At 65.8% G+C, this 25,132-nt stretch carries 24 protein-coding genes; 13 read left to right on the forward strand and 11 right to left on the reverse strand.

The features are described from left to right. Positions 1–197 precede the first annotated feature (197 nt). Positions 198–1,595 carry a hypothetical protein gene (locus Sa4125_RS06580; RefSeq protein ID WP_224005054.1) on the forward strand — a complete coding sequence of 466 codons (1,398 nt, stop codon included), beginning with the start codon at positions 198–200 and terminating at the stop codon, positions 1,593–1,595. A 419-nt stretch (positions 1,596–2,014) separates the two neighbouring features. Here Sa4125_RS06580 and Sa4125_RS06585 read toward each other — a convergent pair whose 3' ends face one another. Continuing rightward, positions 2,015–3,898: an ABC-F family ATP-binding cassette domain-containing protein gene (locus Sa4125_RS06585; RefSeq protein ID WP_224005057.1), complete on the reverse strand. Its 1,884-nt coding sequence runs from the start codon at positions 3,896–3,898 to the stop codon at positions 2,015–2,017. A 101-nt stretch (positions 3,899–3,999) separates the two neighbouring features. Between Sa4125_RS06585 and Sa4125_RS06590 the strand changes: the two genes are divergently transcribed. Together Sa4125_RS06590 and Sa4125_RS06595 are read left to right on the forward strand one after the other, a co-directional pair. Beyond that, positions 4,000–4,218 (forward strand): type II toxin-antitoxin system VapB family antitoxin, encoded by a 219-nt coding sequence (locus tag Sa4125_RS06590; RefSeq protein WP_224005060.1) that lies wholly within the window; start codon positions 4,000–4,002, stop codon positions 4,216–4,218. After that, positions 4,215–4,604, forward strand: coding sequence for a PIN domain-containing protein (locus tag Sa4125_RS06595; RefSeq protein ID WP_224005064.1), 390 nt, complete (start codon positions 4,215–4,217; stop codon positions 4,602–4,604). Before Sa4125_RS06590 ends, Sa4125_RS06595 begins: the two co-directional genes overlap by 4 nt. A gap of 88 nt (positions 4,605–4,692) precedes the next feature. Here the strand turns inward: Sa4125_RS06595 and Sa4125_RS06600 are convergent, their stop codons facing one another. Beyond that, positions 4,693–5,088: a RidA family protein gene (locus Sa4125_RS06600; RefSeq protein WP_224005067.1), complete on the reverse strand. Its 396-nt coding sequence runs from the start codon at positions 5,086–5,088 to the stop codon at positions 4,693–4,695. Positions 5,089–5,234: 146 nt separating this feature from the next. On the opposite strand from Sa4125_RS06600, the gene Sa4125_RS06605 reads away from it, so the two are divergent. Continuing rightward, the gene (locus tag Sa4125_RS06605; protein WP_228748756.1) at positions 5,235–5,855 is read left to right on the forward strand and encodes a TetR/AcrR family transcriptional regulator; all 621 of its coding nucleotides are present in this window, start codon (positions 5,235–5,237) and stop codon (positions 5,853–5,855) included. 37 nt (positions 5,856–5,892) lie between these two features. Here the strand turns inward: Sa4125_RS06605 and Sa4125_RS06610 are convergent, their stop codons facing one another. Beyond that, positions 5,893–6,405, reverse strand: coding sequence for a DinB family protein (locus Sa4125_RS06610; protein WP_224005073.1), 513 nt, complete (start codon positions 6,403–6,405; stop codon positions 5,893–5,895). A 99-nt stretch (positions 6,406–6,504) separates the two neighbouring features. On the opposite strand from Sa4125_RS06610, the gene Sa4125_RS06615 reads away from it, so the two are divergent. The 3 genes from Sa4125_RS06615 to Sa4125_RS06625 all read left to right on the forward strand — a co-directional run bounded on the left by Sa4125_RS06615 (position 6,505) and on the right by Sa4125_RS06625 (position 8,790). Next, positions 6,505–7,200 carry a glutathione S-transferase family protein gene (locus Sa4125_RS06615; RefSeq protein WP_224005076.1) on the forward strand — a complete coding sequence of 232 codons (696 nt, stop codon included), beginning with the start codon at positions 6,505–6,507 and terminating at the stop codon, positions 7,198–7,200. Positions 7,201–7,309: 109 nt separating this feature from the next. Continuing rightward, positions 7,310–7,732, forward strand: a complete 423-nt coding sequence (ndk, locus tag Sa4125_RS06620) for a nucleoside-diphosphate kinase (RefSeq protein ID WP_188849967.1) — start codon at positions 7,310–7,312, stop codon at positions 7,730–7,732. A 305-nt stretch (positions 7,733–8,037) separates the two neighbouring features. After that, positions 8,038–8,790, forward strand: coding sequence for a chromosome partitioning protein ParA (locus Sa4125_RS06625; RefSeq protein WP_224005080.1), 753 nt, complete (start codon positions 8,038–8,040; stop codon positions 8,788–8,790). Here Sa4125_RS06625 and Sa4125_RS06630 read toward each other — a convergent pair. Both Sa4125_RS06630 and moaD read right to left on the reverse strand, forming a co-directional pair. Beyond that, the gene (locus tag Sa4125_RS06630; protein ID WP_224005083.1) at positions 8,760–9,236 is read right to left on the reverse strand and encodes a molybdenum cofactor biosynthesis protein MoaE; all 477 of its coding nucleotides are present in this window, start codon (positions 9,234–9,236) and stop codon (positions 8,760–8,762) included. The two genes, Sa4125_RS06625 and Sa4125_RS06630, sit on opposite strands and share 31 nt — an antisense overlap. Then, entirely contained in the window at positions 9,236–9,493 is a 258-nt protein-coding gene (gene moaD, locus Sa4125_RS06635) for a molybdopterin converting factor subunit 1 (protein WP_224005086.1), read from the reverse strand. The genes Sa4125_RS06630 and moaD overlap by 1 nt, the downstream gene beginning before the upstream one ends. Before the next feature lie 374 nt (positions 9,494–9,867). Between moaD and Sa4125_RS06640 the strand changes: the two genes are divergently transcribed. From Sa4125_RS06640 to Sa4125_RS06650, 3 genes are all read left to right on the forward strand, one after another. Continuing rightward, the gene (locus tag Sa4125_RS06640; RefSeq protein ID WP_224005089.1) at positions 9,868–10,419 is read left to right on the forward strand and encodes a methanogen output domain 1-containing protein; all 552 of its coding nucleotides are present in this window, start codon (positions 9,868–9,870) and stop codon (positions 10,417–10,419) included. Next, positions 10,419–11,429: a histidine kinase dimerization/phosphoacceptor domain -containing protein gene (locus Sa4125_RS06645; RefSeq protein WP_224005092.1), complete on the forward strand. Its 1,011-nt coding sequence runs from the start codon at positions 10,419–10,421 to the stop codon at positions 11,427–11,429. Before Sa4125_RS06640 ends, Sa4125_RS06645 begins: the two co-directional genes overlap by 1 nt. 117 nt (positions 11,430–11,546) lie before the next feature. After that, positions 11,547–11,909, forward strand: a complete 363-nt coding sequence (locus tag Sa4125_RS06650) for a response regulator (protein ID WP_224005094.1) — start codon at positions 11,547–11,549, stop codon at positions 11,907–11,909. A 314-nt stretch (positions 11,910–12,223) separates the two neighbouring features. Here Sa4125_RS06650 and pgsA read toward each other — a convergent pair whose 3' ends face one another. Together pgsA and uvrC are read right to left on the reverse strand one after the other, a co-directional pair. Further along, complete coding sequence (pgsA, locus tag Sa4125_RS06655) at positions 12,224–12,805, reverse strand: CDP-diacylglycerol--glycerol-3-phosphate 3-phosphatidyltransferase (protein WP_224005096.1); 582 nt, start codon at positions 12,803–12,805, stop codon at positions 12,224–12,226. 99 nt (positions 12,806–12,904) lie between these two features. Continuing rightward, positions 12,905–14,980 (reverse strand): excinuclease ABC subunit UvrC, encoded by a 2,076-nt coding sequence (uvrC, locus tag Sa4125_RS06660; RefSeq protein WP_224005098.1) that lies wholly within the window; start codon positions 14,978–14,980, stop codon positions 12,905–12,907. A 383-nt stretch (positions 14,981–15,363) separates the two neighbouring features. Between uvrC and Sa4125_RS06665 the strand changes: the two genes are divergently transcribed. Next, positions 15,364–16,020, forward strand: a complete 657-nt coding sequence (locus Sa4125_RS06665; protein WP_224005100.1) for an outer membrane protein — start codon at positions 15,364–15,366, stop codon at positions 16,018–16,020. 394 nt (positions 16,021–16,414) lie between these two features. On the opposite strand, the gene Sa4125_RS06670 is transcribed toward Sa4125_RS06665, so the two are convergent. The 3 genes from Sa4125_RS06670 to rlmJ all read right to left on the reverse strand — a co-directional run bounded on the left by Sa4125_RS06670 (position 16,415) and on the right by rlmJ (position 18,453). Next, positions 16,415–17,011: a glutathione S-transferase gene (locus Sa4125_RS06670; RefSeq protein ID WP_224005101.1), complete on the reverse strand. Its 597-nt coding sequence runs from the start codon at positions 17,009–17,011 to the stop codon at positions 16,415–16,417. A 96-nt stretch (positions 17,012–17,107) separates the two neighbouring features. Then, positions 17,108–17,557: a hypothetical protein gene (locus Sa4125_RS06675; RefSeq protein ID WP_224005102.1), complete on the reverse strand. Its 450-nt coding sequence runs from the start codon at positions 17,555–17,557 to the stop codon at positions 17,108–17,110. Positions 17,558–17,616: 59 nt separating this feature from the next. Further along, on the reverse strand, positions 17,617–18,453 hold the full coding sequence (rlmJ, locus tag Sa4125_RS06680) for a 23S rRNA (adenine(2030)-N(6))-methyltransferase RlmJ (protein WP_224005104.1): 837 nt from the start codon (positions 18,451–18,453) through the stop codon (positions 17,617–17,619). Positions 18,454–18,820: 367 nt separating this feature from the next. On the opposite strand from rlmJ, the gene Sa4125_RS06685 reads away from it, so the two are divergent. Beyond that, positions 18,821–19,930 carry an alkene reductase gene (locus tag Sa4125_RS06685; protein WP_224005107.1) on the forward strand — a complete coding sequence of 370 codons (1,110 nt, stop codon included), beginning with the start codon at positions 18,821–18,823 and terminating at the stop codon, positions 19,928–19,930. Positions 19,931–20,369: 439 nt separating this feature from the next. On the opposite strand, the gene Sa4125_RS06690 is transcribed toward Sa4125_RS06685, so the two are convergent. Beyond that, positions 20,370–22,694: an EAL domain-containing protein gene (locus Sa4125_RS06690; RefSeq protein ID WP_224005110.1), complete on the reverse strand. Its 2,325-nt coding sequence runs from the start codon at positions 22,692–22,694 to the stop codon at positions 20,370–20,372. A gap of 318 nt (positions 22,695–23,012) precedes the next feature. On the opposite strand from Sa4125_RS06690, the gene Sa4125_RS06695 reads away from it, so the two are divergent. After that, positions 23,013–25,121 (forward strand): molybdopterin-dependent oxidoreductase, encoded by a 2,109-nt coding sequence (locus tag Sa4125_RS06695; protein ID WP_224005114.1) that lies wholly within the window; start codon positions 23,013–23,015, stop codon positions 25,119–25,121. Positions 25,122–25,132 lie beyond the last annotated feature (11 nt).

The following is a 25,132-nucleotide window of genomic DNA, read 5'->3' on the forward strand; positions in this document are numbered from 1 at the left end:
CGTGATCGTCGCGCTGGCCGGCGGCTTCCTGTTCGGTCGCTTCGGCTGACGCCCGGCTCGCTGGCCGCCGCTCTTCTGGCCGGCGGACGGCCCATGGCTGGTGCCCGACTGAAGACTCATCGGCGCGCCCGACTTCCGTCATCCCGCCCATGCCCTAGGTCTTGTCGCAGGCGTTGTCGAAACGAGCGGGACATTGCATGTTGATATTTCTTGCGCGGATCTTTCTCATCCTGGCAGCCGCTTTCGGGCTCGGTGCCCTGAGCGGGCGGGCGTCGCGGCGGCGGCGGACCGATGCCCCGTCCCCTGGCGTCGGCGGCTCGAAAATCCGTAAGCCAGCCGCCGATCCCTCTGCGGAAGTTGTTCTGGCCGGGGCGATCGCCGGCGAGACCGGCATGGAGACGGGCGGCAGCAATTTCGCCGTCGCGGCCAATGTTCACACCGATGGAGCGGACAGACCGGCGCCGGCTTCCACTGGCGCAGCTGTCGCGAAGGGCGCCGACGAAAAGCGCGCCGATACCGATCGTGCTGAGGCCGAGGCGCCAGCCTTGCCGGCCGTGTTCGGGAGCTTTGCCGGCAGCGCGGTGTCGGCGTCCGTCGCGGGGAGGGCGCCGGTGGACGGCGTCGCCTATGCCGACGCGGGCACGCCGCATGCTACAGGCAGCGAGAGCGCCACGGCTGCCGAGCCGGAAGCGGCACAAGGTCTTGGCGACCCCGATCCGCGCGGCCCGACGCCGACGGCATCCGAGCGGGAACATCGTCCTGTCGACGCGCTGGCGGAAAAGCACGGCTCGGCCGCCTTCGATGGCGACGTGAAGAGCGTCGACTTCGGTCTGAAGCCAAAGCCCGCCTGGCCGCACGCGGGCGCCGACTCGCCCGACGACGGCTGGACCGTTCCCGACGCGGCGAGCGACCACCGCATCGCCGTCCCGATGGACAGTCCGGCAGCCTTCAAGGGAGGCGGCGGCGCCGCGCCGCTGCGCGGTGCGCCGCAAGACGGGGCGGCGGGTGCTGACGGTGCTGGGGCCGGCGCCGCGGGCGGCCCGGCTGCTGCCGAAGGCGCAAGCGCCGCAGGGCATGCGACGGCCGACAGCGCGAATGCCGCTGTCGACAGAACCGATGCTGGCGGCGCGGATGGCACTGACCGTCCGGGGGCGACCGCTGGTTCTCCGGCGAGCGACGGTCCGGGTGCTGGCGGCAGTGTCCCGCCAACGTCGGCCGGCGCAGAGGGCACCGACGAGACGCCCGCGTCGGACGGAGCCGCCTGGATCATCGAGGGGTCCCCGCCGCCGGAGCCGGTGCATCCCGATGCGATCGAGGCCCGAGACGCGATCCTCCAGGCTGCTCCGATGAGCCTCGACGCGCCTCGCGACGGCGTCCCCGACGATCTCACAAAAATCTCCGGTATCGGCCCCTCGATCGAGCGCCTGCTTTTCGCCGCCGGGATCTTCCATTTCGACCAGATCGCCGCCTGGACTGCGGACGAGATCCGCTGGGCCGACGAGCTCTCCGGCTTCCGCGGCCGGGCAGGGCGTGAGAAATGGGTGGAGCAGGCGCGCCGGCTCGGCGGAGTGGGGGAGGAGAGCGGCGGGCGATAGAGCGGCCGCCGACTTTCCGCAGGATCGGCCGGCAAGAAGACTTCGGAACGCTTTTCGCCTCCGGTTTGCCGCTCGCAGCTTTTGCGGATGGGGTCAGATTCTCGAACGGAAACAATACGGGCGACGCCGACGCTGCTTCTTCTCTTCGCCGGGAAGAGGGTCGCGGCAGCGGGACAAGGCGGCGGCGGTTGCGGGTGCACTTGGCCGGTCTCGCCTTCGGCGCCTCTCATCGGCCTGCCGGCCACTTCTCCCCGCAGGGGCGAAGAAGCAGCGTCGGCGCTCCGCTTCTCCCATCCCTCACTTGAGCGCGGCGAATGCGGTCAGTCCGCGCGGCGTCCCCGTCGTACCGACCCTATTTTGAGAAGGCTCGGCATAAGGGTGGCGGGTTGGCGGGTTCCCCCCATCACGCCGCCGCCGCATCACTGGGCCATGGCGCCGTCATGTTCCTCGGAGCGGGCGAGCCAGTCCTCTTCGATCTCGCCGAGGCTCTTCACCGCATCCGAGCGCTTCTTGGCGTAGTCGCTCGCCTTGGCCGGATCGCGCGTGTAGAGCGCGACGTCGGCAAGCTTTTCGTCGAGATCGGCAATCGCGGTCTGGAGTTTTGCCATCTTCGACTCCAGCGCCTTGATCTCCCGGCGGAGCGGCGCCAGCGTCTCGCGCTTCTGCGCGGCGTCGCGGCGCTGGTCGAGTTTCGTGGTCTTGCTCTCGTCGGTGGAAGTCTTGCCGTCCCCGCCGCGATGAGCGGAGAGGATCAGCTGCTTGTACTCGTCGAGATCGCCCTCGTAGCGTTTCACCGTGCCCTCGCCGACGATCCAGAGACGGTCGACCGTCGCCTCGACCATGTGGCGGTCATGGCTGATGAGGATGACGGCGCCCGGAAAGTCGTTCAGCGCGCGCACCAAGGCTTCGCGTGAATCGATGTCGAGATGGTTCGTCGGCTCGTCGAGGATCAAGAGGTTCGGCGCGTCGAAGGTGGCGAGCCCCATCAGGAGCCGCGCCTTCTCGCCGCCGGAAAGGTCGTCGGCGGGCGTGTCCATCTTCTGCGTCGCGAGCCCCATCTTGGCGACGCGGCCGCGCACCTTGGCCTCGGGCGCCTCGGGCATCAGCCGGCGGACATGCTGCACGGCACTTTCCGCCGGGCGCAGATCGTCGATCTGGTGCTGGGCGAAGAAGGCGATCTTCAGCCCCGGCGCCCGCGTCACCTCGCCCGACTGTTCGGTCAAGCGCTCGGCGAGGAGTTTGGCGAAGGTCGACTTGCCGTTGCCGTTGGCGCCGAGCAGCGCGATGCGGTCGTCGGTGTCGATCCGCAGCGTCAGGTTCGAGAGGATGGGCTTGGCGTCGCCATAGCCGACGGAAACCTTCTCCATCTTGATGATCGGCGAGGCCGGGCGCTTTTCCGGCGGTTCGAAGGAGAAGGGCACGACGCCTTCCTCGATCACCGAGGCCAGCGGCTTCATTCTCTCCAGCGCCTTCAGCCGGCTCTGCGCCTGGCGCGCCTTCGTCGCCTTGGCGCGAAAGCGCGCGACGAAGGCCTCCATGTGCTGGCGCTCGGCGTCCTGCTTCACCTTGGCCTTGACGAGATGCTCCATCTTCTCGGCCCGCTGGCGCTCGAACTGGTCGTAGGAGCCGCGGTAGAAGACGAGCTTCTTCTGATCGAGATGGACGATGGCGTTGACGGCATTGTTGAGGACGTCGCGGTCATGGCTGATGATGATGACGGTGTAGGGATAGCGTGCGACGAAGTTTTCGAGCCAGAGCGTGCCCTCGAGATCGAGATAGTTCGTCGGTTCGTCGAGGAGGAGGAGGTCGGGCCGCGAGAAGAGAACGGCGCCCAGCGCGACGCGCATGCGCCAGCCGCCGGAAAAGCTCGACGCCGGCCGAGCCTGCGCCGCGGCGTCGAAGCCGAGACCCGACAGGATCGCCGCCGCCCGCGCCTCGGCCGAATGCGCCTCGATGTCGGTAAGGCGGATCTGGATGTCGGCGATCCGCGCCGGATCGCTCGCCGTCTCCGCCTCGGCCAGAAGGGAAAGCCGCTCCTCGTCGGCCTTCAGCACGATCTCGAGCAGCGACTCTTCCGTCCCCGGCGCCTCCTGCGCGACCTGGCCGATGCGCGTGTTCTTCGGGAACGACACGCTGCCGCTTTCCGAGGCGAGATCGCCGGTGATGACCCGGAACAGCGTCGACTTGCCCGCGCCATTGCGCCCGACGAGCCCCGCCTTGGTGCCGGCCGGCAGCGTCAGCGTCGCATGGTCGATGAGGAGGCGTCCGGCGACGCGCGCGGAAAGGTCGGTGATCTGCAGCATGGGGAGCTTTTGCCACGGCGGCGGGCGGTGGGGAAGGGCGTTGTTTTTTCGCCGGACGATGTGTATATTTGACGGATTTATACACATCGGGAGTGGCCGGCATGCGGACCAATATCGAGATCGACGATGACCTGATGCAGGCAGCCATGACAGCCGGCGGCTATTCGACAAAGCGGGAGACCGTGTCGGCAGCGCTCGAACTGCTTGTGCGAACGCGCAAGGTGGAGGCAGGCTACGATGCGGCACAACGCGAGCTGCTGGCTCTAGAAGGGCAGATCGAATGGGAGGGTGACCTCGACGCGCTGCGGCGCGGGCGATGATCCTCTGCGATACCTCGGCCTGGATCGACTATCTCCGCGGCACGGACAGCGAGATTAGATTTCAGGTGAGGCATGCTCTGCGTCATGGACGCATCATTGTCGGCGACCTGATCCTCGTCGAAGTATTACAGGGCATCCGCCTCGATGCACAGCGCCGCGATGTCGTGGAGATCATGGCGAACTGCCGCAATGAGACCCTCTGCGGGACGGAGATGGCCCATGCGGCCGCAGACAACTACCGCACTTTGCGACGACGCGGGATCACGGTTCGTGGCACGATCGACGTCATCATTGCCAGCTGGTGTATCCGCCATAAAGTGACGCTCCTGCACAATGACCGCGACTTCACGGCCATGGAAGCAGCCCTGGGGCTCAATCGGTACTGAGCCGTCGTTCCCCCGGAGCAGGCGCGCGGCCGGATACGGCAGTCCGGCCGATCGTCGCGCAGCGTGTCGTCCTCGCCGACCTCGTCGGTCAGGACGCGGGAATGCGGGCGACGACCTTGATCTCGAAGTCGAATCCGGCCAGCCAGGTGACGCCGATCGCCGTCCAGCTCGGGTAGGGCGACTGGGGAAAGACGCGGTTCTTGGCTTCCATGACGGCCGGGAGCTGGTTTTCGGGATCGGTGTGGAAGGTCATCACGTCGACGATGTCGTCAAAGCTGCAGCCGCCCGCTGCCAGGACCGCCTCCAGATTGGCGAAGGCTCGCCGAACCTGCGCCGCGAAGTCGGGTTCCGCCGATCCATCGGGCCGGCTGCCGACCTGTCCGGAGACGAAGAGAAATTCTCCCGACCGGATCGCCGGTGAATAGCCGTGCGCCTCGTAGAGGGCGTGGCGATCGGGCGGGAAAACAGCATCGCGTTTCGACATGGGATGATCCTTTGTAGGGGCGTGTCCGGCAGCGCCGCGCGAGCTTCGGACAGATGGGGCTTCGTTCGCTTCCGGAATGTGATATACGGGGCGCATGTGAAACATACAGCATACGAGACGTATGTCAAATTACATGCGCCTCGTATGTGAGATGGAGAGTGCGCTTGGCCCCGCGACGTCGCAGCGAAACGAGAGAGGAAAACCGGACGCGGCTGCTCGCGGCGGCACGCCGGGCCTTTGCCGGCAAGGGCTTTGCGGCCGCCTCGATGGACGAGCTGACGGCGGAAGCGGGTCTGACGCGCGGCGCGCTTTACCACAACTTCGGCGACAAGCTGGGCCTGCTCGCCGCCGTGGTCGCCGAGGTCGACGGCGAAATGGCCGGGCGGGCCAAGCAGGCCGGCGCCGCCGCACCGAGCGCATGGGAAGGCCTTTTGGCCGAAGGCTGCGCCTATATCGGAATGGCGCTAGACCCGGAGGTGCGTCGGATCGTGCTGCTCGACGGGCCGGCCTTTCTCGGCGACCCTTCGCGATGGCCGAGCCAGAATGCCTGTCTGGAGATGACACAGGAGGCGGTCGCCCAGCTGATCGCCGATGGGGTCGTCAGGCCCGTGGACGTCGAAGCGGCTGCGCGGCTGCTCAGCGGCGCGGCGCTGAATGCGGCCCTGTGGGTGGCCGCGAGCGACGCGCCGCGTTCGGCCTTGCCCAAAGCCGTCGAAGCGTTCCAGCTCATGGCCTCTGGTCTCCTAGCACAGCAGAAGGACGCCTGAGGCCACCACCCCGTCAGGCTTGACGCCCGCCGCGCCCTCACTCCATCCCCACCCCCGTCTCGCGCTGGAACAGCACCAGATCGAGGCTCGGGGCGTCGCGGTGGAGGCCGGTGAGAATGGCGTGGGCCTGGCCGCGGTGGTGGGTCTGGTGGTTGAAGAGATGGGCAAGGGTCGGCCCGAGCTTCTGGGTGATGATGCGCGGCGTGGTGATCGGCTGGTAGCTGAAGGTCCTTGCCAGATCCGTCTCGGTCAGACCGTCGATATAGGCGACGAGACGGGCGTCCTCCTTCACCCGCTCGGCGCGCAGGGTCGGAAGGTCCTTGTGAAGGACGATGTTCAAGGCGGTCGGGGAGGGGCCGGTGCCCGTGAAGCGGCGCAGCCAGATGCGGTCGGTGACGAGGAGGTGGTTCAGCGTGCCCATCATGCCGCCAAAGAAGGCGCCGCGGTCCTCGGCGAACTTGTGCGGCGAGAGCTCGGCCGCGGCCGTGTAGACCCGGTCGTTGGCCCAGGCGTTGTAACGGGCGAACATGCGGCAGATGTCATGGTACATGGTGAGTGGGTCCTGTGGGGAAAGGGCGGCTGGCCGCAGTATGACGGCGCGATTTCGGGCATCATCGTGACCGGAATTCAAGGAAAGGGACATGGGGTCATGAGCATCATTCTCTACGAACTGGTCGGCGCCGATCCGGCAAGGCCGTTCTCGCCGCACTGCTGGAAGACGCGGATGGCGCTGGCGCACAAGGGGCTCGCCTTCGAGACCTCGCCCGTGCCCTTCACCGAGGTGCCGAAGATCGAGGACGGGTTTGCCACGATCGTGCCGGTGATCCGCGACGGCGAGCGCCGCATCGCCGATTCCTTCGTCATCGCCGAATATCTCGACACGGCCTATCCGGATCGCCCGACATTGTTCGGCGGCGAGGGAGGGCGGGTTCTGTCGCGTTTCGTCGAAAGCTGGTCGCAGCGCACGATCCATCCCTTCGTCTCGACCTCGCGGGCGCTGCTGGCGATCCACGACAGCCTGGCTGCGCCGGACCGGGCCTATTTCCGGGAGACCCGCGAAAAGGTTTTCGGCCAGCCGCTGGAGGACGTCGTCGTCGGCGACGAGGCGCGGCTCGAGGAGTTCCGGAAGAAGCTGACCCCGCTGCGCGCGCTGCTGGAGAAGCAGATGTTTCTCGGCGGCGAAGCGCCGCTCTTTGCCGACTACATCGTGTTCGGCGCCTTCCAGTGGCTGCGCGTCGTCACGCCCTGGGAGGTCCTCGCCGCGGACGATGTCGTCGCCGCCTGGTTCGAGCGCTGCCTCGATCTGCACGGCGGCGAGGGCCGCAAGGTTTCGCGCGCCGCCTGAGCGAATGCGGCTGCCCTCCCGCGACGCGCAGGCGGCTGCGGCTTGCCGCAAGGGGCGGGCGCGGCTATAGGAGCGCCAACCCCTTCCGACAAAACACCAAGGACCACAAATGGCCGTCGAACGCACCTTCTCCATGATCAAGCCCGACGCGACGCGTCGCAACCTCACCGGCGCGATCACGAAAATCCTCGAAGAGGGCGGCCTGCGCGTCGTCGCCTCCAAGCGCGTCTGGATGAGCCAGCGCCAGGCCGAGGGCTTCTACGCCGTCCACAAGGAGCGTCCCTTCTTCGGCGAGCTGGTCGAGTCGATGTCGGCCGGCCCGACCATCGTCCAGGTGCTGGAAGGCGAGAACGCCATCGCCCGCAACCGCGAGCTGATGGGCGCGACCAACCCCAAGGACGCCGCCGAGGGCACGATCCGCAAGGCGCATGCGCTGTCGATCGGTGAGAACTCGGTGCACGGCTCGGACGCCGCCGAGACCGCCAAGGAAGAGATCGCCTACTGGTTCTCGCAGACCGAAATCGTCGGCTGAACCCCATCGCCTCACGTCAAGATGCTAAGCCCGGCAATCCAATTGCCGGGCTTTTTTCGTTACGGTGAAGGACTTTACCGCTGTTCTTCGCGCCGGCCGCAAGCCTCGTTCCATGTTCGGCTTCCATAGTCTGCCGATACCACGCTCGGATCGCATCCGGCATCGGTGGCATCCAGAAGCGGTCGTCTGGCCGAAGTGATGGGACCAACGAGCCAGCCGACATGCGCAGAGGATGACTTATGGCACGCAAGCCCCCGCCACCCCTCCTGCCGACGAATGAGTTCTTGTGCCCGGGAGAGGAAAAGATGTCAGTAATTTCGATTGGATCGGTGAAGAGCGCGGGATCGTCCACGCTCGCTCTGACGCTGGCGAGCGTCGCCGCGGCAGCCGACATGCCGGTTCTCCTCATCGATGCGGCGAAGGACTGGGACCTCGTCACCTGGGCCAAGAAGGCCGGCCGTCCCAGCGACATCGAGGTCGTGCGCTGCGAGAACGTGGCCGATCTCGAGGAGATGGTGCAGACCGGCCGCGACCGCCACGCGCTGGTCCTGATCGACGCGGGGACCAATCCCGAAATGCTGCGCAAGGGCGCGCGCCTCGCCGAGACGGTGCTCGTCCCGCTCAAGCTCTCGCCGCTCTCGTCTTATGCTGCCGCGGCGACCGACATCTTTCTGGCGGCGCAGACCGCGAAATTTCCCGGCAAGCGCCAGGCTTTCGTCGCCACCGCTGTCGCGCAGATCCCGAGCCGCATCGCCCGCGCCGTCGAGGAAAAGCTGGCGCGGCGCACGACCGAGCGCCTGCCGACGGGCCTTGCCCAACGCGCCGCCTTCGAGGCGCCGTTCCTCTTTGGCGGGACCATCTTCACGCTCACCGACGCGCAGACGCCGGGCCTAGCCCGGGCGCAGGAAGACGCCGCCGCGCTGGCGGTGGAACTGGGCATCCTCAGATACCAGACGCCCGAATTCGCCCGTACCTGGACCGATGAACTGAACGCCTTCCGGGCGATCCTCGCGGCCGAGCCGCAGGGTCAGGAAGCGGACCAGCGCGCCGCGGCCTGATCGTCCCCGGCCTTCGCCTCGACCCAGCCGCCGACCGTCCCGTCGGCCAGATGCTCGCGCTTCCAGAACGGCGCGCGCGTCTTCAGGAAATCCATGATGTAGGAGGCCGCCTCGAAGGCGGCGTCGCGATGCGCCGAGGCGCAGCCGACGAAGACGATCTCTTCGCCGGGCAGGACCAGCCCGTGGCGGTGAACCGCGCGGCAGGCGAGAAGCGGCCAGCGCTCTGCGGCAGACTGCGCCACCTTCGTCAGCTCGCGCTCGGCCATCCCCGGATAATGCTCGAGCTCCAGCGCCTTCAGCCGCCCGCCCTCGTCGCGGCAATAGCCGGAAAAGGTGACGAGCCCCCCCATCGCGCCGAAGGCAGCGCCGCCGGCTTCGATCGCGCCGATCTCGGCGGGGATGTCAATGCGCCCGGACAGGATCACGACGGAAGGGAAAATGGCCATCAGCCGCCCGTCATCGGCGGGAACAGGGCAATCTCGGTGGCGCCGCCGATCGGCTCGGAATGGTCGACGTGCTCCTGGTCGATGGCGACGCGGATCACCTCCGGCGCCTGCAGCGCCTCGGCATAGCCGCCCTCGCGTCCCTTCAGCCAATGCAGGAGGTCGCTGACGGTGACGATGCCCGAGGGCAGCTGGACCTCCTCTTCGGCAAGGCCGATGCGCTCGCGCACCCAGGCGAAATAGACGAGTTTCATCGGCATGACCTTTGGCTTCGACAGGGGGAACATGGCGAGCGGCGATCGTCGCGTCCAGTGCGTGCTTCGGGTTATGCAGCGGATCGTGGAGATTCACGACATCAGGTAGCAAAAGGCCACCAACGGGCGATAGGGAGCGACCCTTCGCTGCCGATGCGGGCGATCTCGGCGAACGCCGCGTCGGGCCGAAAGCCGACTAGCAGCTTTTAGGCAGCTAAGCAGTAAAGCCGCCATTCGGAAACGACCCATCTTTTACATTTGAAGGCCGATCTCATTTAACTGGAAGCATCCTCCCCCGGCGGATCGATTTTCGTCCATTGTCTTCACCCGCCCTTTTGGGATAGCCTGTCAGCAATCAAGGTCGATCTCTGGAACCATAAATGAAACTTGCTATCAGGCCTTTGAACGACCTCGATCGGACCTTTCAGGATATTGATATTCCGCTGGAGCGGGACGTGTTCTTGCGCTCGCTGCTACGCGAATTGGCGGGGACGCTTGAGGATGTGGTCGGCATTGACGAGGCCGCCGGCTACATCAGTATCGTTGGCGGCGCCATCGGCGACCAGATCAACCAGACCTATCGACAGTCGCTGGGGGTGAAGAACCTGACGAGGGACCAAGTCGCTGCGGTCCTCGTTGACCTGAAGCGGCGCATCCAGGGCGACTTTTACATCATCGAGGAACGCGAGGACAGCATCGTACTGGGCAATAACGCTTGTCCATTTGGCCAGTTTGTGGAGGGTCGGCCTTCGCTGTGCATGATGACATCCAACGTATTCGGCTCGATTGCTGCCGAAAATCTCGGTTATGCCCGCGTCGATATTGACAAAGCGATCGCTCGCGGTGATCCGGGCTGCCGCGTGGTCGTTCATCTGAAGCCTGCGGACACGCCCGACCCGCATGCCCGTGAGTATTTCAAAAAGGCTGAGTGATGCAGCATGAGCCCCAGCACGCCCTGCTTGACGTGTTGGATGAGCCGGCCTTCGTGGTGGATCTCACGGGAGGAATTGCATTCTCCAATCGAGCGGCGGGAAGCCTTTTTGGTTCCGCTGATCGAGGCGGCTCCCTTCTGGATCTTGTCGAGCAGCCTCACGAAGCGCTGATCCATTTCCTGTGGCGCTGCTCCGGAACCTCGCACCCGCTCCCCGGCGCTGCTACCCTTCGTGACACCAGCGGCGCACTGACCAGATTCCGTCTGCGCGGTGCTCGGATCCGGATGGAAAATACCCCTCTCGTCTTCGTACGCTGCCTCCATTCGCAGCGGGACCAGTTCCCCATCCTGGCCGCGAAGATTCGCGAGCTTAATGCAGAAATCCACCAGCGGCGCCGCATCCAGGCAGCGCTGGAGGAGTCCCTGCGCAGCAACGAGGTGCTGCTTCGCGAACTTCATCATCGCGTGAAGAACAACCTGCAGATGCTGATCGCCCTGATGGCTGGAGCGCAGCGGGAGACGAGCAGCGTGGAGGCGCGGTTAGTCCTGGAAGAGGCCATTCAGCGCATTACGGCGCTCGGGTCGCTCCAGCGCCTTATGCACGAGTCCCAGGATCTGAAGGCGATATCCTCCTCCTCTTTCGTCCATGCAATTTGCGATGCAACCGCCACGACCATAAGCGACAGGCTTCGCATGGAGGTCCATGCTGACGATAGTGAGTTGGCCCATGATGCCGCCGTGCCTTTGGCCCTCATCTTGAACGAACTTCTGACCAACGCTGCCAAACATGCGGGCTGCAGGACCGGCGGCAGCGTAAGGGTGGAGCTTTTCAATCAAAACCCGGGCTGGGAACTCGTGGTTCACGATAATGGGCCGGGCCTGCCTCCCGATCCGAAGCACCGTCGCTTCTCTGGGCTAGGCCTGGTTAGCGGCCTGTGTCGGCAGTTAGGAGCCTCGCTGGACATTAAGAATGACGATGGCGCGCGCTTCGTCATTCGTTTTGGTAGATAGGACGACATGGTGCACGCAAGTATCCTCACTTCCTGCGACCGCCCGCCCGTGCCGGTGGCCCCACAAGCCGAAAGTGATGGGCCTTCCGACTTGGCGGGGGCTGAAAAGCTCAGCGTTATGGTCGTCGAGGATGAGTGGATCGTGTCGCTCGAGATCGAGGCGGCGCTTGAAGAGGGCGGCCATGACTGTGTGGGCGTCGCTGCCACCGCAAGCGAGGCGCTTGCCCTGGCGGGTTCCGCCTGTCCTCAACTGGTCTTGATGGATATCCGTCTGAAGGGCAACGACGACGGGGTCGAGGTCGCCAAGGAACTGCGCAACCGCTTTGGGCTGCGTTGCCTGTTCATCTCGGCTCATGCCGATCTGGCCACCAGGCAAAGAGCGGCGAGTGCCGAACCACTTGGCTGGCTGCAAAAGCCGTTTTCCGCCCTCCAACTGCTTCAAACAATTGCGGCCTTAAAATCCGAGCTCGGACAGGATTGAGCAGAGGCGCGCTTGGCCCGCATTCAGAGTACGACGCGGGTGAATGTCTGTTCCAATCCGACCCGGCTCATCCGAAATCTTCTGTCACCGACTTGCAAGCCACCGTCACCGGCCCAAGCTCAACGTCTGCTTCCAGGTGGCATTCAGGGGTTGGTGATGACCCGGCACCGGCGCATAGCAGCGATTGAACGTCAGTCCTGGGTATGAGGCTCCCCACCCGGAAAATTCCAGCGTTCGTGGTGAGCTGCATCTAGGGTGAATTCACCATCTGATGCCGGCTTCTCCCCCGCCGCCCCGGCGTGCCGTCCAATGCCTCAGTCCGGAATATGCCGCAGTCCGGCGCGAAAATAGTCGTAGCCGGTATAGAGCGTGATGATCGCCGAGATCCACAGGAGCACCAGCCCGATCAGGATGGTGTAGGGCAGAACGGTCTCGCCGGCGGGGCCTGCGAGCAGGAAGCCGACGGCGACCATCTGCATCGTCGTCTTCCACTTGGCGAGCTGGGTGACGGGAACGCTGACCTTCAGCTCGGCGAGATATTCGCGCAGGCCCGAGACGAGGATCTCGCGGCACAGGATGATGATCGCCGCCCACAGCGACCAGCCGCGGATGGTGCCGTCGGCGGCGAGGAGCAGGAGGCAGGCGGCGACGAGCAGCTTGTCGGCGATGGGATCCAGCATGCGGCCGATGGTCGAGGTCTGCTGCCAGATCCGCGCGAGATAGCCATCGAAGAAGTCGGTGATGCTGGCGACGGCGAAGATCCCCAGCGCCCACCAGCGCGTCGTGTCGTCGGCACCGAACTGGCCCTCGCGGAAAAAGCACACGACGACGAGCGGCACCGCCAGAATGCGGGCATAGGTCAGGAGATTGGGAAGGCTGAGCGCCTTGGAGGCCATGGAACATCCGGTCCGATACTGGGGGCGGCTGGCCCTCTTCAACAGGGGCGGACCCGCCGCGTCAACCGGTGAATCGGCGGCGCTGCGGATGGCGGGCTGTCATCCGCGCTCGTGGAAATGGTCGTAGACGAGCTTGGCGACGCCTTCGGAGATGCCGTCGACCTTGAGGAGATCGCCGAGGGCGGCCCGCGACACCTGCTTGGCCGTGCCGAAATGGTGCAGCAGCGCGCGCTTGCGCGCCGTACCGATGCCGGCGATCTCGTCGAGCGGGTTGCGCACCAGCTCCTTCTTGCGCTTGGCGCGGTGGGTGCCGATGGCGAAACGGTGCGCTTCGTCTCGCAGCCGCTGGACGAAGTAGAGCACGGGATCGCGCGGCGGCAGCGAAAACGAGTCGCGGCCCTCGACGATGAAGCGCTCGCGCCCGGCATCGCGGTCGACGCCCTTGGCGATGCCGATGGTCGTCACCTTGTCGGCGATCCCCAGGTCTTCGAGGATGGCGCGCACCGCCGAGATCTGCCCCTTGCCACCGTCGACGAGGACGAGGTCGGGCCAGGCCGGCATGTCGGCGGCATCGGCGCCGGCATCCACCTCGCCGGCGTCCGGATCGACGGCGGCCTGCGGCCCTTCCGCGTGCTCCTTCTTCAGCCGGGAGAAGCGCCGCGTCATCACCTCGCGCATCATGCCGAAATCGTCGCCGGGGGTGATGTCGGTGCCCTTGATGTTGAACTTGCGGTACTGGTTCTTGACGAAGCCCTGCGGCCCCGCGACGACCATGGCGCCGACGGCGGCCGTGCCCATGATGTGGGAATTGTCGTAGATCTCGATCCGCCTTGGCGGATGCGGCAGGCCGAACGTCTCGGCCAGGCCCTTCAGGAGCCGCCCCTGCGAGGACGTCTCCGCCAGCTGTCGACCCAGCGCCTCGCGCGCATTGGCGGCGGCGTGGTCGACGAGATCCTTTTTCTCGCCGCGCGCCGGCACGAGGATGCGCACCCGGCGCTCCGACTTGATCGTCAGCGCTTCCCCGAGCAGCCCCTGGTCCTCGATCTCGATCGGCAAGAGGATCAGCCGCGGCGCCGGCTTGTCGTCGTAGAACTGTGACAGGAAGGCGCCGAGCACCTCCTGCGGCTCGAGACTGGAGTCGGCGCGCGGGAAATAGGCGCGGTTGCCCCAGTTCTGCCCTGTGCGGAAGAAGAACACCTGGATGCAGGTCAACCCGCCCTCCTGGTGGATGGCGAAGACGTCGGCCTCCTCGGTGTTTTGCGGGTTGATGCCCTGGTGGCTCTGGATCGCGCTGAGCGCCGCCAGCCGGTCGCGGTAGATCGCGGCGCGCTCGAAGTCGAGGTCGTCGGAGGCCTCCTGCATGGCCCGCGACATGCCCTGCTTGATCTGGCTCGACTTGCCCGAAAGAAAGCCCGACGCCTCGCCGACAAGGCCGGCATAGTCGTCGATCGAGATCTCGCCCGTGCAGGGCGCCGAGCAGCGCTTGATCTGGTGGAGGAGGCAGGGCCGCGTGCGGCTTTCGTAGACGGAATCGGTGCAGGTGCGCAGGAGGAAGGCGCGCTGCAGCGCGTTGATCGTCCGCCCGACCGCGCCGGCCGAGGCGAAGGGGCCGAAATACTGGCCCTTCCGCGACCGCGCGCCACGGTGCTTCATGATCGCCGGCGCCGCGTGGTCGCCGCTGACGACGATGTAGGGAAACGACTTGTCGTCACGCATCAAGACGTTGAAGCGCGGGCGCAGGCGCTTGATGAGGTTCGCCTCGAGCAGCAGCGCTTCGGTTTCCGTGCGCGTCGTCACGAACTCCATGTGCCGCGTCTTGGCGATCATCCGGGCGATGCGGTTGGTGTGGCCGCCGAGCCTGGTATAGCTCGTCACCCGCTTCTTCAGCGAGCGCGCCTTGCCGACATAGAGGACTTCCTCGTCTTTGCCGAACATGCGGTAGACGCCGGGGCCGTTCGGCAGACGCTTGACGAAGGCCGCGATCAGTTCGGCGCCGGTCAGTCCCACCTGCTCGGCCGAGGTGCCCGCGTCGTCCCAGCGGATCGCCGCGATCAGCGCCGCCGTCGTCTCCGGCAGAACGGGCGTCTCGCCGGCGGCACTCTCGAAGTCGTCGTCGAGCGCCGCGTCGTCGAGGATGTCGTCGTCGGTCGGGGTCGGGTCGATGCTGGAGGTCATCACGTCCTCGCCGGCCCTGTTGCCGGCTTCATGCTGGTCTGCGTCGCCGCGGTAATTCCGCGGTATCATGGAGCCGCGCGTCCCTCAGTTGGCGCGGGAGGCGAGCCGAAAGGAATCGCTCCACCCCTATATGCATCTTCGAAGGCGACATTGCAGCAGCGACCGCTTGGTCACGGCCAGTCCTTCGCCGGTGGCGGAGGGCAGGGCTCACGCAGAATTTTCTGGCGCTCCCTATGGCGACTGCCGGCAGACGCATCCATCTTGACGGGAGTTAACGAGGAACCGGAAACGGTTCCGTGCTATTGTCCTTGTGACAGCCACTCTGCGAGGCGACATAGCCTGCCGGGTGATGACGGGCCGCACTGGGCAGGAAGGGATCGAGCATGCGATCGTTTCGGCATACCCTCGCAGCGTCGGCGCTTTTCGCCGCCTCGACCCTCGGCATGGCCGGGGCTTCGATTGCCGCCGATATCGTCGCTCCCGAAGTGTCGGCCGCTGCCCCGATCCACATCTGGTCTGGCCCCTATGCCGGTGGCTTCGTCGGCTATTCCTCGTCCGATTTCGATCAGGCGAACGGCGCCGACTATGACGGCGAGGGCGTGGTCGGGGGCATCTACGGCGGCTTCAACCTGCAGAGCGGCCAGATCGTCTATGGCGTCGAGGCCGATCTCGGCTATTCCGGCCTCGATGCCGGCGGCGTCAATGCGGCGACGGGGGCCGGCATCTCGGCCGACTCCAACGCCTTCGGCTCGCTGCGCGGGCGCGTCGGCGTTGCCTACGACCCCTTCCTGTTCTTCGCGACAGGCGGCGTCGCGCTCGCCAACAAGGAGCTGACGTCGGGCGGTGTCGAGGACGACAACACCCATGTCGGCTATACACTCGGGGCCGGCGTCGAGGCGCAGGTGCTGCCGAACGTCACCTCTCGGCTCGAATACCGCTACTCCGATTTCGACGCCGAGACCTATGATTTCGGCGCGACGTCGACCTCGACGGGCTTCGACGAGCACTCCGTCAGGGCGGGGCTTGCACTAAAATTCTAGACCGCGCCGGCTCGGATCGTCTTTCCGAGCGCCGGGGTGAGGCGGTTCCGCAGGAACCGTTCGGCCCAAGGCTGCATCCTGAGCCGAAGCGGCGGCTCAAAAGCTTCGGCATGGGTTGTCGGGTCAAGCCCGACAATGACGACCGGAGGAGGTCTGCGCTTCCAAGCAGGCGCACGCCCCATCAGTTTCGTCGTCCCGGCCTTGAGCCGGGATCCATGCCTTGGCGCGTCAGGAGCAGTCCGGGTCAGGATGGTCGGCGGCTCTTTGTCAGCGAACTTGTCCGATGATTTGGAATGGATCCCGGCTCAAGGCCGGGATGACGAGAGGTCAAAGGGTGGCGCGAGATCGCGGCTGCCCGTCCCCTCAACCCTCAAACCCGCGGACCCTCAACCCCTCAAAGCCGCGGCTTCAGCTCTTCATAGGCGGGAAACGCATCGGCAAAGCCCGCGAGCCAGGCGACGAGGTGGGGGCGACCGTCTTCCCACTGGCCCTCGAACCGGAGGTTCAGCCAGCCGAGCAGGCCTGCGATGGCGAAGTGGGCGGTGGTCGGCTCCGGGCCGAGAGCCCCGACATGCGCCTCGAGGAAATCGAGGCCGCGAAACGCCCGGCGCATCTGCTTGTCGACCCAGGGCTGGTGGCGCTTGTCCTCCGGCCGGTAGCGGACCTCGTAGAGCGACAGGATCGCGGCATCGCCGACGCCGTCGGCCGCCGCCTCCAGCCGCTTGACCTGGAGCCAGCCGGCCTCGTCCTGCGGCACCAGACGGTGGCCGCTGCGGCGGTCGAGATAATCGCAGATCACCGCGCTGTCGAAGAGAATATCGCCGTCGTCGAGGAGGAGGGCCGGGATCTTGCCGAGCGGATTGGCCGCCAGCAGGTCGGCCGGCTCGGCCCCGGTATCGGCCGCGAGGGTCTCGATCGGGATGCCGACATGCCGCGCCGCCATCCGGACTTTGGCGGCGAAGGGCGAGGCGGACGAGGAAAAGAGCCGCATGCTGCTGCTTTCAGATGGGGGCGGGAAGGGCAGGCGCTGGACGCGCCCGATCGGGAATGGCCGGACCGGAAATCTCGACCCAATTGCGCCGCGCGATCAGAAGCGGCGCAGGGACTGGCAGTTCGCGCCGTAGATCAGCCATTTGTCGAGGCCGAGGACGCAGCCCTCCGCCTTCCAGCCGATCGAGGCGAAGCCGAGCGGGTGCGAAACCACGTAGTAGACCGTGCGCTTGTGACCGTCGGAGATCAGCGCCTCGCCCTGGCAGTAGCGGCGCTCGATCGGCCGGTCCTCGGTCATCGGGAAATAGGCCTTCTCCATGAGGCCGCTGAATTCGTCGATGACGACGCCGGTCTGCAGCATTTCGACCGCGCCATGCTCGAACTGGTCCTCGACATCGGCGAGCACCTTCGGATCGTTGCAGGCGGGCACGAGCGCATCGGCATGCATTTCCGGCATCGGCTCGGCGCCGTAATAATCCGCGCCGAACGCGGGGGAGAGGGAGCCGGCGGCTAGGCTGGCACCGAGGACGAGGCTGAGGAGGCGCATCGCTGAATTCCTTCGCGCAAGGCCGGGCATCACTGCCTGCCGGCTGGCATCATCCCGGTTTACGGGCGCTCGCCGGAGATCGCAACTATCTCCGCGCTGCCCTGGCCTGCTTTGGCGAGCACCTGTTTCAGAATTGCCATGACGCGGGCGGCGTCCGCGGCGAAGGTGAAGGGCGGATTGATCACCACAAGGCCCGAGCCGACCAGCCGATCCTCTGCCGCAAAGGGCTCGCGAAAGAACTCGGCGGCCAGAATCTTCGGGATGCCGCTCGCCTTCAGGCCGGCATGGAGGCGCGCCCGCTCGGCCCGCCGCTTGATCGGATACCAGATCGCATAGGTGCCGCCGGCCCAGCGCCGGTGCGCGGCCGTCACGCCCTCGACGATCCGGTCGTCCTCGTCGGCCTGCTCGAAGGGCGGGTCGATGAGGACGAGGCCGCGCTTTTCCTTCGGCGGCAGATGCGCGCCGAGCGCCAGCCAGCCGTCGAGCGCGATCGTCTTCACCTTGATGTCGCCGGCAAACAGCGCGGCGAGCGCCTTGGCGTCCTCCGGGTGCAGTTCGTAGGCGGAGAGCCGGTCCTGTTTGCGCAGGAGGCGCCGCACGATCAGCGGCGAGCCGGGATAGACGGCCTTCCCCTCCGCGGTGACGATCGAGAGATAGGTCTGCAGTTCCGGCGCCAGCGCCGCGGGCGAGCCGAGCAGCTGCAAAATGCCCTCCGCCGCCTCGCCGGTGCGTCGGGCCTCCTCGGCGCCGAGATCGTAGCGGCCGCGGCCGGCATGCGTGTCGTACACCCGGAACGCCTTGTCCTTGGCCTTGAGGTGCTCGACGATCATCACCAGCAGGACGTGCTTGACGACATCGGCGAAGTTTCCGGCGTGGAAGGCGTGGCGGTAGTTCAATCGAATCTCCTGGGCCGAACGGCCGGTCGGCCGCAATGCCGGTCGGCCGCAATGCCGGTCGGCCGCGATATGGTCGGCCGCGATAGGGGTCGGCCACGATATGGAGCGGCCGCGATATGGAGCGGCCGCGATACGGGTGGGACGCCATGCGCTTAGCCGAAAGATGGGGCCGTCGCGAGGCGTCGATGCGCCGAAAATTCCGGCACGCCCGGCCGAGTCCGCGGATCCGGCGCGCCGATACGCCCCGCGTTACGGTATCACGAACACTGCGTCCACGCCCTTGACCTTTGTGCGATGCAACCCGAGTTGTCGCTCACCGTGACAGACGGGTGGCACGCGGCCGCCCAGCACCTCAGAGGAATATCCCATGGCGACGCCCAAGCTTTTCGAGCCCTTCACGCTCGGCCCCATCACGCTATCGAACCGCATCGTCATGGCGCCGCTGACGCGCAGCCGGGCGACGTCCGAAGGCAATCTCCTCGACCGCCACGTCGAATATTATCGCCAGCGCGCCAGCGCGGGTCTCATCATCACCGAGGCGACGAACATTTCCCCGGAGGGCCGCGGCTACGCCTGGACGCCCGGCATCTTCACCGACGAACAGGTCGCCGGCTGGAAGAAGGTCACCGACGCCGTGCACGAAGAGGGCGGCAAGATCGTCATCCAGCTCTGGCATGTCGGCCGCATCTCGCATCCGGATCTCCAGCCGGGCGGCGCGCTCCCCGTCGCGCCCTCGGCCATCCTGCCGAAGGGCAAGGCCTTCACCGAAGCCGGCTTCAAGGACAACGTCACGCCGCGCGCGCTCGAAAAATCCGAGCTGCCGCGCGTCGTCGCCGACTACGTGCACGCCGCCGAATGCGCCAAGCGCGCGGGCTTTGACGGCGTCGAGATCCATTCGGCCAATGGCTACCTCCTCGACCAGTTCCTTTCCGACCACACCAACACCCGTACCGACGAGTATGGCGGCTCGGTCGAGAACCGCATGCGCTTCCCCTTGGAAGTCGTCGACGCCGTGGTCGGCGTCTGGGGCGCGGACCGCACCGGCATCCGCATCTCGCCGGTCTCGGCCGCCAACGACATCGTCGACAGCAATCCCAAGGAGACCTTCACCGCCTACACGAAGGAACTGTCGAAGCGCGGCCTGATGTATCTCCACGCCATCGAGGGCGCGACGCGCGGCGACCGCGACCCCAACGCCTTCCAGGTCTGGGCGCTGAAGGACGTCTTTTCCGGCGTCTACATGGGCAACAACAACTACACCCGCGACCTCGCCATCGAGCGCGTCGACAAGGGCCTCGTCGACCTCGTCTGCATCGGCCGCCCCTTCATCGCCAACCCCGACCTCGTGGCCCGGCTGGAGCTGAACGCGCCCTTGGCCGAGGGAGACGAGTCGACGTATTACGGCGGCGACGAGAAGGGGTTCACGGACTATCCGGCGCTGACGCCGGAGGAGAGGTTGCGCTACGCGGCGGCGTAGGAAACCTCACGAGAGATGAACTGGAGGGTCAGAGCGGAGTGCTCCGGCCCTTTTATCGTGGGTAGCCCAAGCCGGCAGGGCTGGCCAGCTTCGCCAAACGGGTGGCATTCTGCCGTGGGCATCACTTTCGCCAAATGGCTGCTCGGCGCCGATCGCGGACGTTCAGGTGAACTCCGCCGTCATCCGAAGGCGACTGAACCACCGAATGCTCGGAAGACCACATTGCCCATGCCGGACGATTGTCTCCGGCGACGACGATCCTGAAAGCTACCGTCCCTTCAGCTCGAGCCAACCCGACAGCCGCCATGCGATGCCGTATCAGCGCCAGAGCCTGTTAGGACGGGTGGTATGCCGTATACTTACAGTTAAGGCGGTTTCCCACCTTTTGGTGGCCGAGACAGGCCGCCGTCGTGGCGGGCGGGCGGCGAGAGCCTCCCGATCATTGCCTGGCGAGCAAGGCTTCGAAGTCGGTCGACGATAGCGGCTTTCCCAGGAGGTAGCCCTGAACCGAGTTGCAGCCGATCCTCGACAGCAGGCTCAACTGCTCCTCCTCCTCGACGCCCTCAGCGATGATGTCGAGATCGAGGATCTGCCCCAGGCGGACGATGGTCTCGACGATCGCCAATGTTCTGGACCCGGTCAGCATCTTTCTGACGAAGGATTGATCGATCTTGATCGCGTCGAGCGGAAAGCGGTCGAGGTAGCTCAACGATGAGAAACCGGTACCAAAGTCGTCCAGGGCAATGCGCACGCCCAGTGCCCGGATGCCGGCCAGGATGCCGTCGACGAAGTCGCCTTCCTCAATGAAGACGCCCTCGGTAATCTCGATCTGAAGATCATTCGCTGACAGGCCGGTCAAGGCCAACGTCTCCTGAAGACCCAGAAGGAAGTCCGGATCCTTCAGCTCCGGAGTGGACGTGTTGACGCTGAGCCGCAGAGGCGAGTTTGGAAATCGCTGTTGCCAGTCCCGGGCCCGAGCGCAGGCTTCAGACAGAACCCACCGGCCAATGTCGCGGATCAGGCCTGAACGCGCAGCAACGTCAATAAACTCGGAAGGAGGCACTGTTCCGCGTTGCGGGTGCTGCCACCGCACGAGTGCCTCCATACCCGTCAGGCGCAGGCTAGCTGCCGCCCAGATGGGCTGGAACTGGAGAAAGAATTCGCCCCGGCTGACGGCATTTTGAAGGTCGGTCTGCTTTTCAAGGGCTTCGACCGCCGCACTGTGCATCTCCTCGACGAAAACTGCGTAGGAGCCAGCTCCAGTCCGCTTTGCTCGGTACATTGCTATGTCGGCATCTCGAACGAACTCTTCGGGGAAGCGATGCCGGGGGGCAGCTTCAACGATTCCCATGCTGCAGGATGAAAAGATCTCTTGCGCACCGAGCCAGATGGGCTCTCGCATGACCTCATTGACGCGCTCTGCGATACCGATGGCAGCTGCCAGCGCGCCGTCTCCCTCCACCAACAGGGCAAACTCGTCTCCACCGACACGAGCGAGTGTATCCTCCATCCCGATGCACGAACGGAGGCGATCGGCAATCTCCATCAGAAGAAGATCGCCCGCCCGGTGCCCAAGGCTATCATTGACCAGTTTGAACCTGTCGATATCCATAAATATAACCGCACTACGGTACGCAGGATCGGCTGTGGTCCGCTGAATTGCCGCAGTCACCCGCTCGACGAAGTAGGCTCGATTGTGAAGCTTGGTGAGGTCATCATGCGAGGCGGTGTACAGGAGCCTGGCCTCGACGTCCTTGCGCTCCTGAATTTCTGCTTCAAGGCTGGCATTTTGCGCCTCTACGATGCGTGCTCGGGTCGTCGTCTCTTCAAGAACCTTTCGGTCACTGACGTCGCGCTGGACTGAAACCCAATGGGTAAACCATCCCTTTTCGTTGGCGACCGGCGCGATGCTTAGTTCTACCCAAAACTCAGTACCGTCCTTTCGGGTGTTGAGCAGTTCGACCTCGATTGGCTTCCAAGCCGAAAGGGCCGCCCTCAGTCGGTCAAGGGCCTGCCGATCCGTATTGATCGACTGAAGTATGCGAGGTGTCAGTCCGACAACTTCGGCCTCGGTGTAGCCGGTGGTGCGGGTGAAGGCAGCATTGCAGTAGACGATTTCAGGCCCGGGTTGGTCGATCGGCTCCGCCTTTGTAATCAAGATCGCATCGTTCGCGTTGACAACGACGGACTCCAGCAGCCTGAGGCGCTCCGTCTCACGTCTCCGGGAGAGGTCGCCGGTGACTGAGCTTTGCTGCAAAGCTTCGAGATCGAGAAGGAGCGCTATATCGGCCGCATGCGACCGCAGCACATAGGTTTTCGCGGCACTGAGTCCCGCCTGCGGAAAGCGGTCCGCCACAATCAGTATACCGCGCACGAGGCCCTTGGCGTCTGCCACCGGAACGGCAGCGAGGAAGCGTAGGGCACTTGGCGCGCCGTCCGGATCCGCGCAAAGATCTCCTAGGCGGGGCTCTTGAAGCAGGTTGTTGACAATCAGGACTTGGTTTTCGCTTGCGGCGGCATGGGCTCGTAGAGAGCCTATGACGCGTTCGGAAAATGGAACATCCCAATCAAACGAGGCCTCCTGAGTGTAGCCTTCTTTTTCAATTCGATAGAAGGCTGCGGAGGGGCATTCTGTGGCATATGCCGAGCTGCGGACGATCCGGCCAATCGGGTCATTCTTCGCTGGGTCCGCAGATGCCAGTCTCGTCTCGCCGTCCACGCGTATTGCGGGACCGAGAACCGCGGCCGGGTGGTCAATTGGCATGATGTTTCAATTCGACGGAGTGGAAGCCTCAGGAGTACCAAGCGCCCGCATTGGCAAGGGCCGAGATCGAAGTGTACGCATAGCCCCTCACTTGTGACGGGCTCAGGGTAAGGGACCACGCAAACCTCGCGGTTCCGGCCCACGGTGTCGCCGTTCCCCGCCGGCCAAGCCTAATTAAGCATGCTCTGTTAATCAAAGGAAGCATCGAACAAAGTCTGTCCTGAATAGCGGCAAGTTTCGCACATCCCCCACTTCCCCTGATCCCTCGCATCGCAAAAATGAATGCCACCCCTTTCGCATCCCCGCTATACTCCCCCCATGAACGAGCTCACCCCCCTCCGCACCGGCTTTTCCGCCTGTCCCCACGACTGTCCGTCGACCTGCGCGCTCGATATCGAGATCACCGGCAACACGGTCGGGCGGGTGCGGGGGGCGGCGGGGAACAGTTATACGGCGGGGGTGATCTGCGCGAAGGTGGCGCGCTATGGCGAGCGGATCAACCATCCGGATCGGCTGCTGAAGCCGCTGCAGAGGGTCGGGGCGAAGGGGGAGGGCGGCTGGCGGGAACTCGCCTGGGACGACGCGCTCGATCTCGTGGCGGAAAAATTTCTGGCGGCGGAAGCGCGGTTCGGGGCGGAGAGCGTCTGGCCGTATTTCTATGCGGGCACGATGGGGCAGGTGCAGCGCGACGGCATCCACCGCCTGCGGCATGCCAAACGCTATTCCGGCCAGTTCGACACGATCTGCACGAACATGGCCTGGACCGGCTGGCATGCCGGCGCGGGGCAGCTGACGGGCGTCGACCCGCGCGAAATGGCGTCGAGCGACTGCGTCGTCATCTGGGGCACGAATGCCGTGGCGACGCAGGTGAACGTGATGACGCACGCCATCCGCGCCCGCAAGGAGCGCGGCGCGCGGATCGTCGTCATCGACATCTACGACAATGCCACGATGAAGCAGGCCGACATGGCCTTGAAGCTCCTGCCCGGCAGCGACGGCGCACTGGCGGCGGCCTTGATGCACATCGGTTTTCGCGATGGCACGGCCGACCGCGCCTATATGGCGCGCTTCGCCGACGATCCCGCCGGGCTGGAGGCGCATCTCGCCACCCGCACGCCGAAATGGGCGGCTGACATCACCGGCCTCTCCGTTGCCGAGATCGAGGCGTTTGGCGCGCTGATCGGGGCGACGCCAAAAACGTTCTTCCGGCTCGGCTACGGTTTCACCCGGCAGCGCAACGGCGCGGCGTCGATGCATGCGGCGGTCTCGGTGCCGACGGTGTTCGGCCACTGGCAGCACGAAGGCGGCGGTGCCTTCCACTCCAACTCCGACATCTTCAAGCTCGACAAGAGCCTTCTCACGGGCGCGGCGATGCGCGACCCCAGCGTTCGCTTTCTCGACCAGTCGCGCATCGGCGCCGTCCTCACCGGCGATCCCGGCGCGCTGCAGAACGGCCCCAAGGTCGCGGCGATGCTGGTGCAGAACACCAATCCGGCGAATGTCGCGCCGGAGCAGCGGCTGGTTCGCCAGGGTCTTTTGCGCGACGACCTCTTCGTCTGCGTGCACGAGCAGTTCATGACCGACACGGCCCGGCTTGCCGATCTGGTGCTGCCCGCGACGATGTTCCTCGAGCATGACGACCTCTACCGCGGCGGCGGGCAGAGCCATCTCCTCCTCGGGCCGAAACTCGTCGAGCCGCCGCCGGGCGTGCGCACGAACCATTTCGTCATCGAGGAACTGGCAAAGCGCCTCGGCGTCGCCGACCGGCCGGGTTTCGGGCTCAGCGAGCGCGACCTCATCGCGGACATCCTGCAGCGCAGCGGCCACGGCACCCTGGACGATTTCGAAGCCGGCCGCTGGGCCGACCTGCAGCCTGATTTCGAGGCCGCGCATTTCCTCGGCGGTTTCGGCTGGCCGGACGGCAAATTCCGCTTCCGCCCGGACTGGACGGCGCAGGGCCCGAACACGCCGCCGGCCTCGGTCGGGCCGCAGGGGCCGGTCGCGCTTCTGCCGGAATGGCCCGATCACGCCGGGCTCGACGAGGCGGCCGAGCCCGCGCATCCGTTCAAGCTCGCGACCTCGCCGGCGCGGCAGTTCCTGAATTCGAGCTTTGCCGAGACGACCGGCTCGCGCACGCGCGAGCGCCGGCCGGAGCTCCTGATGCATCCCGACGACGCGGCGCGGCTCGGCATTTCCGAGGACGACATCGTCAGCATCGGCAACCGGCGCGGCGCGCTGCATCTGCCGGTGGCGATCTCGCCGGCGGTGCGGCCGGGCGTCCTCGTCCACGAGGGCCTCTGGCGCAATTCGGACTTTGCCGGCGGCGAGGGGATCAACCTCCTCGTCGGCGCAGACCCGGTGGCACCCTCCGGCGGCGCGGCGTTCCACGACACGCATGTCTGGGTGAGGCCGGCGGCTGCCGCCTGACGCGGGCTGTG

The organism is Aureimonas sp. SA4125 (genome assembly GCF_019973775.1).
In the GTDB taxonomy this organism is placed as follows: domain Bacteria; phylum Pseudomonadota; class Alphaproteobacteria; order Rhizobiales; family Rhizobiaceae; genus Plantimonas.

What these genes read in the sequence shown, in the direction of transcription:
- moaD (WP_224005086.1), bottom strand. Translation starts at nt 9,493, where the DNA reads ATGCCGATGAAACTCGTCTATTTCGCCTGGGTGCGCGAGCGCATCGGC.
- Sa4125_RS06645 (WP_224005092.1), top strand. Translation starts at nt 10,419, where the DNA reads ATGCAGCATGAGCCCCAGCACGCCCTGCTTGACGTGTTGGATGAGCCG.
- Sa4125_RS06690 (WP_224005110.1), bottom strand. Translation starts at nt 22,694, where the DNA reads ATGCCAATTGACCACCCGGCCGCGGTTCTCGGTCCCGCAATACGCGTG.
- Sa4125_RS06685 (WP_224005107.1), top strand. Translation starts at nt 18,821, where the DNA reads ATGGCGACGCCCAAGCTTTTCGAGCCCTTCACGCTCGGCCCCATCACG.
- Sa4125_RS06590 (WP_224005060.1), top strand. Translation starts at nt 4,000, where the DNA reads ATGCGGACCAATATCGAGATCGACGATGACCTGATGCAGGCAGCCATG.
- Sa4125_RS06675 (WP_224005102.1), bottom strand. Translation starts at nt 17,557, where the DNA reads ATGCGCCTCCTCAGCCTCGTCCTCGGTGCCAGCCTAGCCGCCGGCTCC.
- Sa4125_RS06670 (WP_224005101.1), bottom strand. Translation starts at nt 17,011, where the DNA reads ATGCGGCTCTTTTCCTCGTCCGCCTCGCCCTTCGCCGCCAAAGTCCGG.
- Sa4125_RS06640 (WP_224005089.1), top strand. Translation starts at nt 9,868, where the DNA reads ATGAAACTTGCTATCAGGCCTTTGAACGACCTCGATCGGACCTTTCAG.
- Sa4125_RS06585 (WP_224005057.1), bottom strand. Translation starts at nt 3,898, where the DNA reads ATGCTGCAGATCACCGACCTTTCCGCGCGCGTCGCCGGACGCCTCCTC.
- pgsA (WP_224005096.1), bottom strand. Translation starts at nt 12,805, where the DNA reads ATGGCCTCCAAGGCGCTCAGCCTTCCCAATCTCCTGACCTATGCCCGC.
- Sa4125_RS06630 (WP_224005083.1), bottom strand. Translation starts at nt 9,236, where the DNA reads ATGGCCATTTTCCCTTCCGTCGTGATCCTGTCCGGGCGCATTGACATC.
- Sa4125_RS06615 (WP_224005076.1), top strand. Translation starts at nt 6,505, where the DNA reads ATGAGCATCATTCTCTACGAACTGGTCGGCGCCGATCCGGCAAGGCCG.
- Sa4125_RS06650 (WP_224005094.1), top strand. Translation starts at nt 11,547, where the DNA reads ATGGTCGTCGAGGATGAGTGGATCGTGTCGCTCGAGATCGAGGCGGCG.
- Sa4125_RS06610 (WP_224005073.1), bottom strand. Translation starts at nt 6,405, where the DNA reads ATGTACCATGACATCTGCCGCATGTTCGCCCGTTACAACGCCTGGGCC.
- Sa4125_RS06665 (WP_224005100.1), top strand. Translation starts at nt 15,364, where the DNA reads ATGCGATCGTTTCGGCATACCCTCGCAGCGTCGGCGCTTTTCGCCGCC.
- Sa4125_RS06595 (WP_224005064.1), top strand. Translation starts at nt 4,215, where the DNA reads ATGATCCTCTGCGATACCTCGGCCTGGATCGACTATCTCCGCGGCACG.
- uvrC (WP_224005098.1), bottom strand. Translation starts at nt 14,980, where the DNA reads ATGACCTCCAGCATCGACCCGACCCCGACCGACGACGACATCCTCGAC.
- Sa4125_RS06600 (WP_224005067.1), bottom strand. Translation starts at nt 5,088, where the DNA reads ATGTCGAAACGCGATGCTGTTTTCCCGCCCGATCGCCACGCCCTCTAC.
- Sa4125_RS06580 (WP_224005054.1), top strand. Translation starts at nt 198, where the DNA reads ATGTTGATATTTCTTGCGCGGATCTTTCTCATCCTGGCAGCCGCTTTC.
- Sa4125_RS06695 (WP_224005114.1), top strand. Translation starts at nt 23,013, where the DNA reads ATGAACGAGCTCACCCCCCTCCGCACCGGCTTTTCCGCCTGTCCCCAC.
- Sa4125_RS06625 (WP_224005080.1), top strand. Translation starts at nt 8,038, where the DNA reads ATGTCAGTAATTTCGATTGGATCGGTGAAGAGCGCGGGATCGTCCACG.
- ndk (WP_188849967.1), top strand. Translation starts at nt 7,310, where the DNA reads ATGGCCGTCGAACGCACCTTCTCCATGATCAAGCCCGACGCGACGCGT.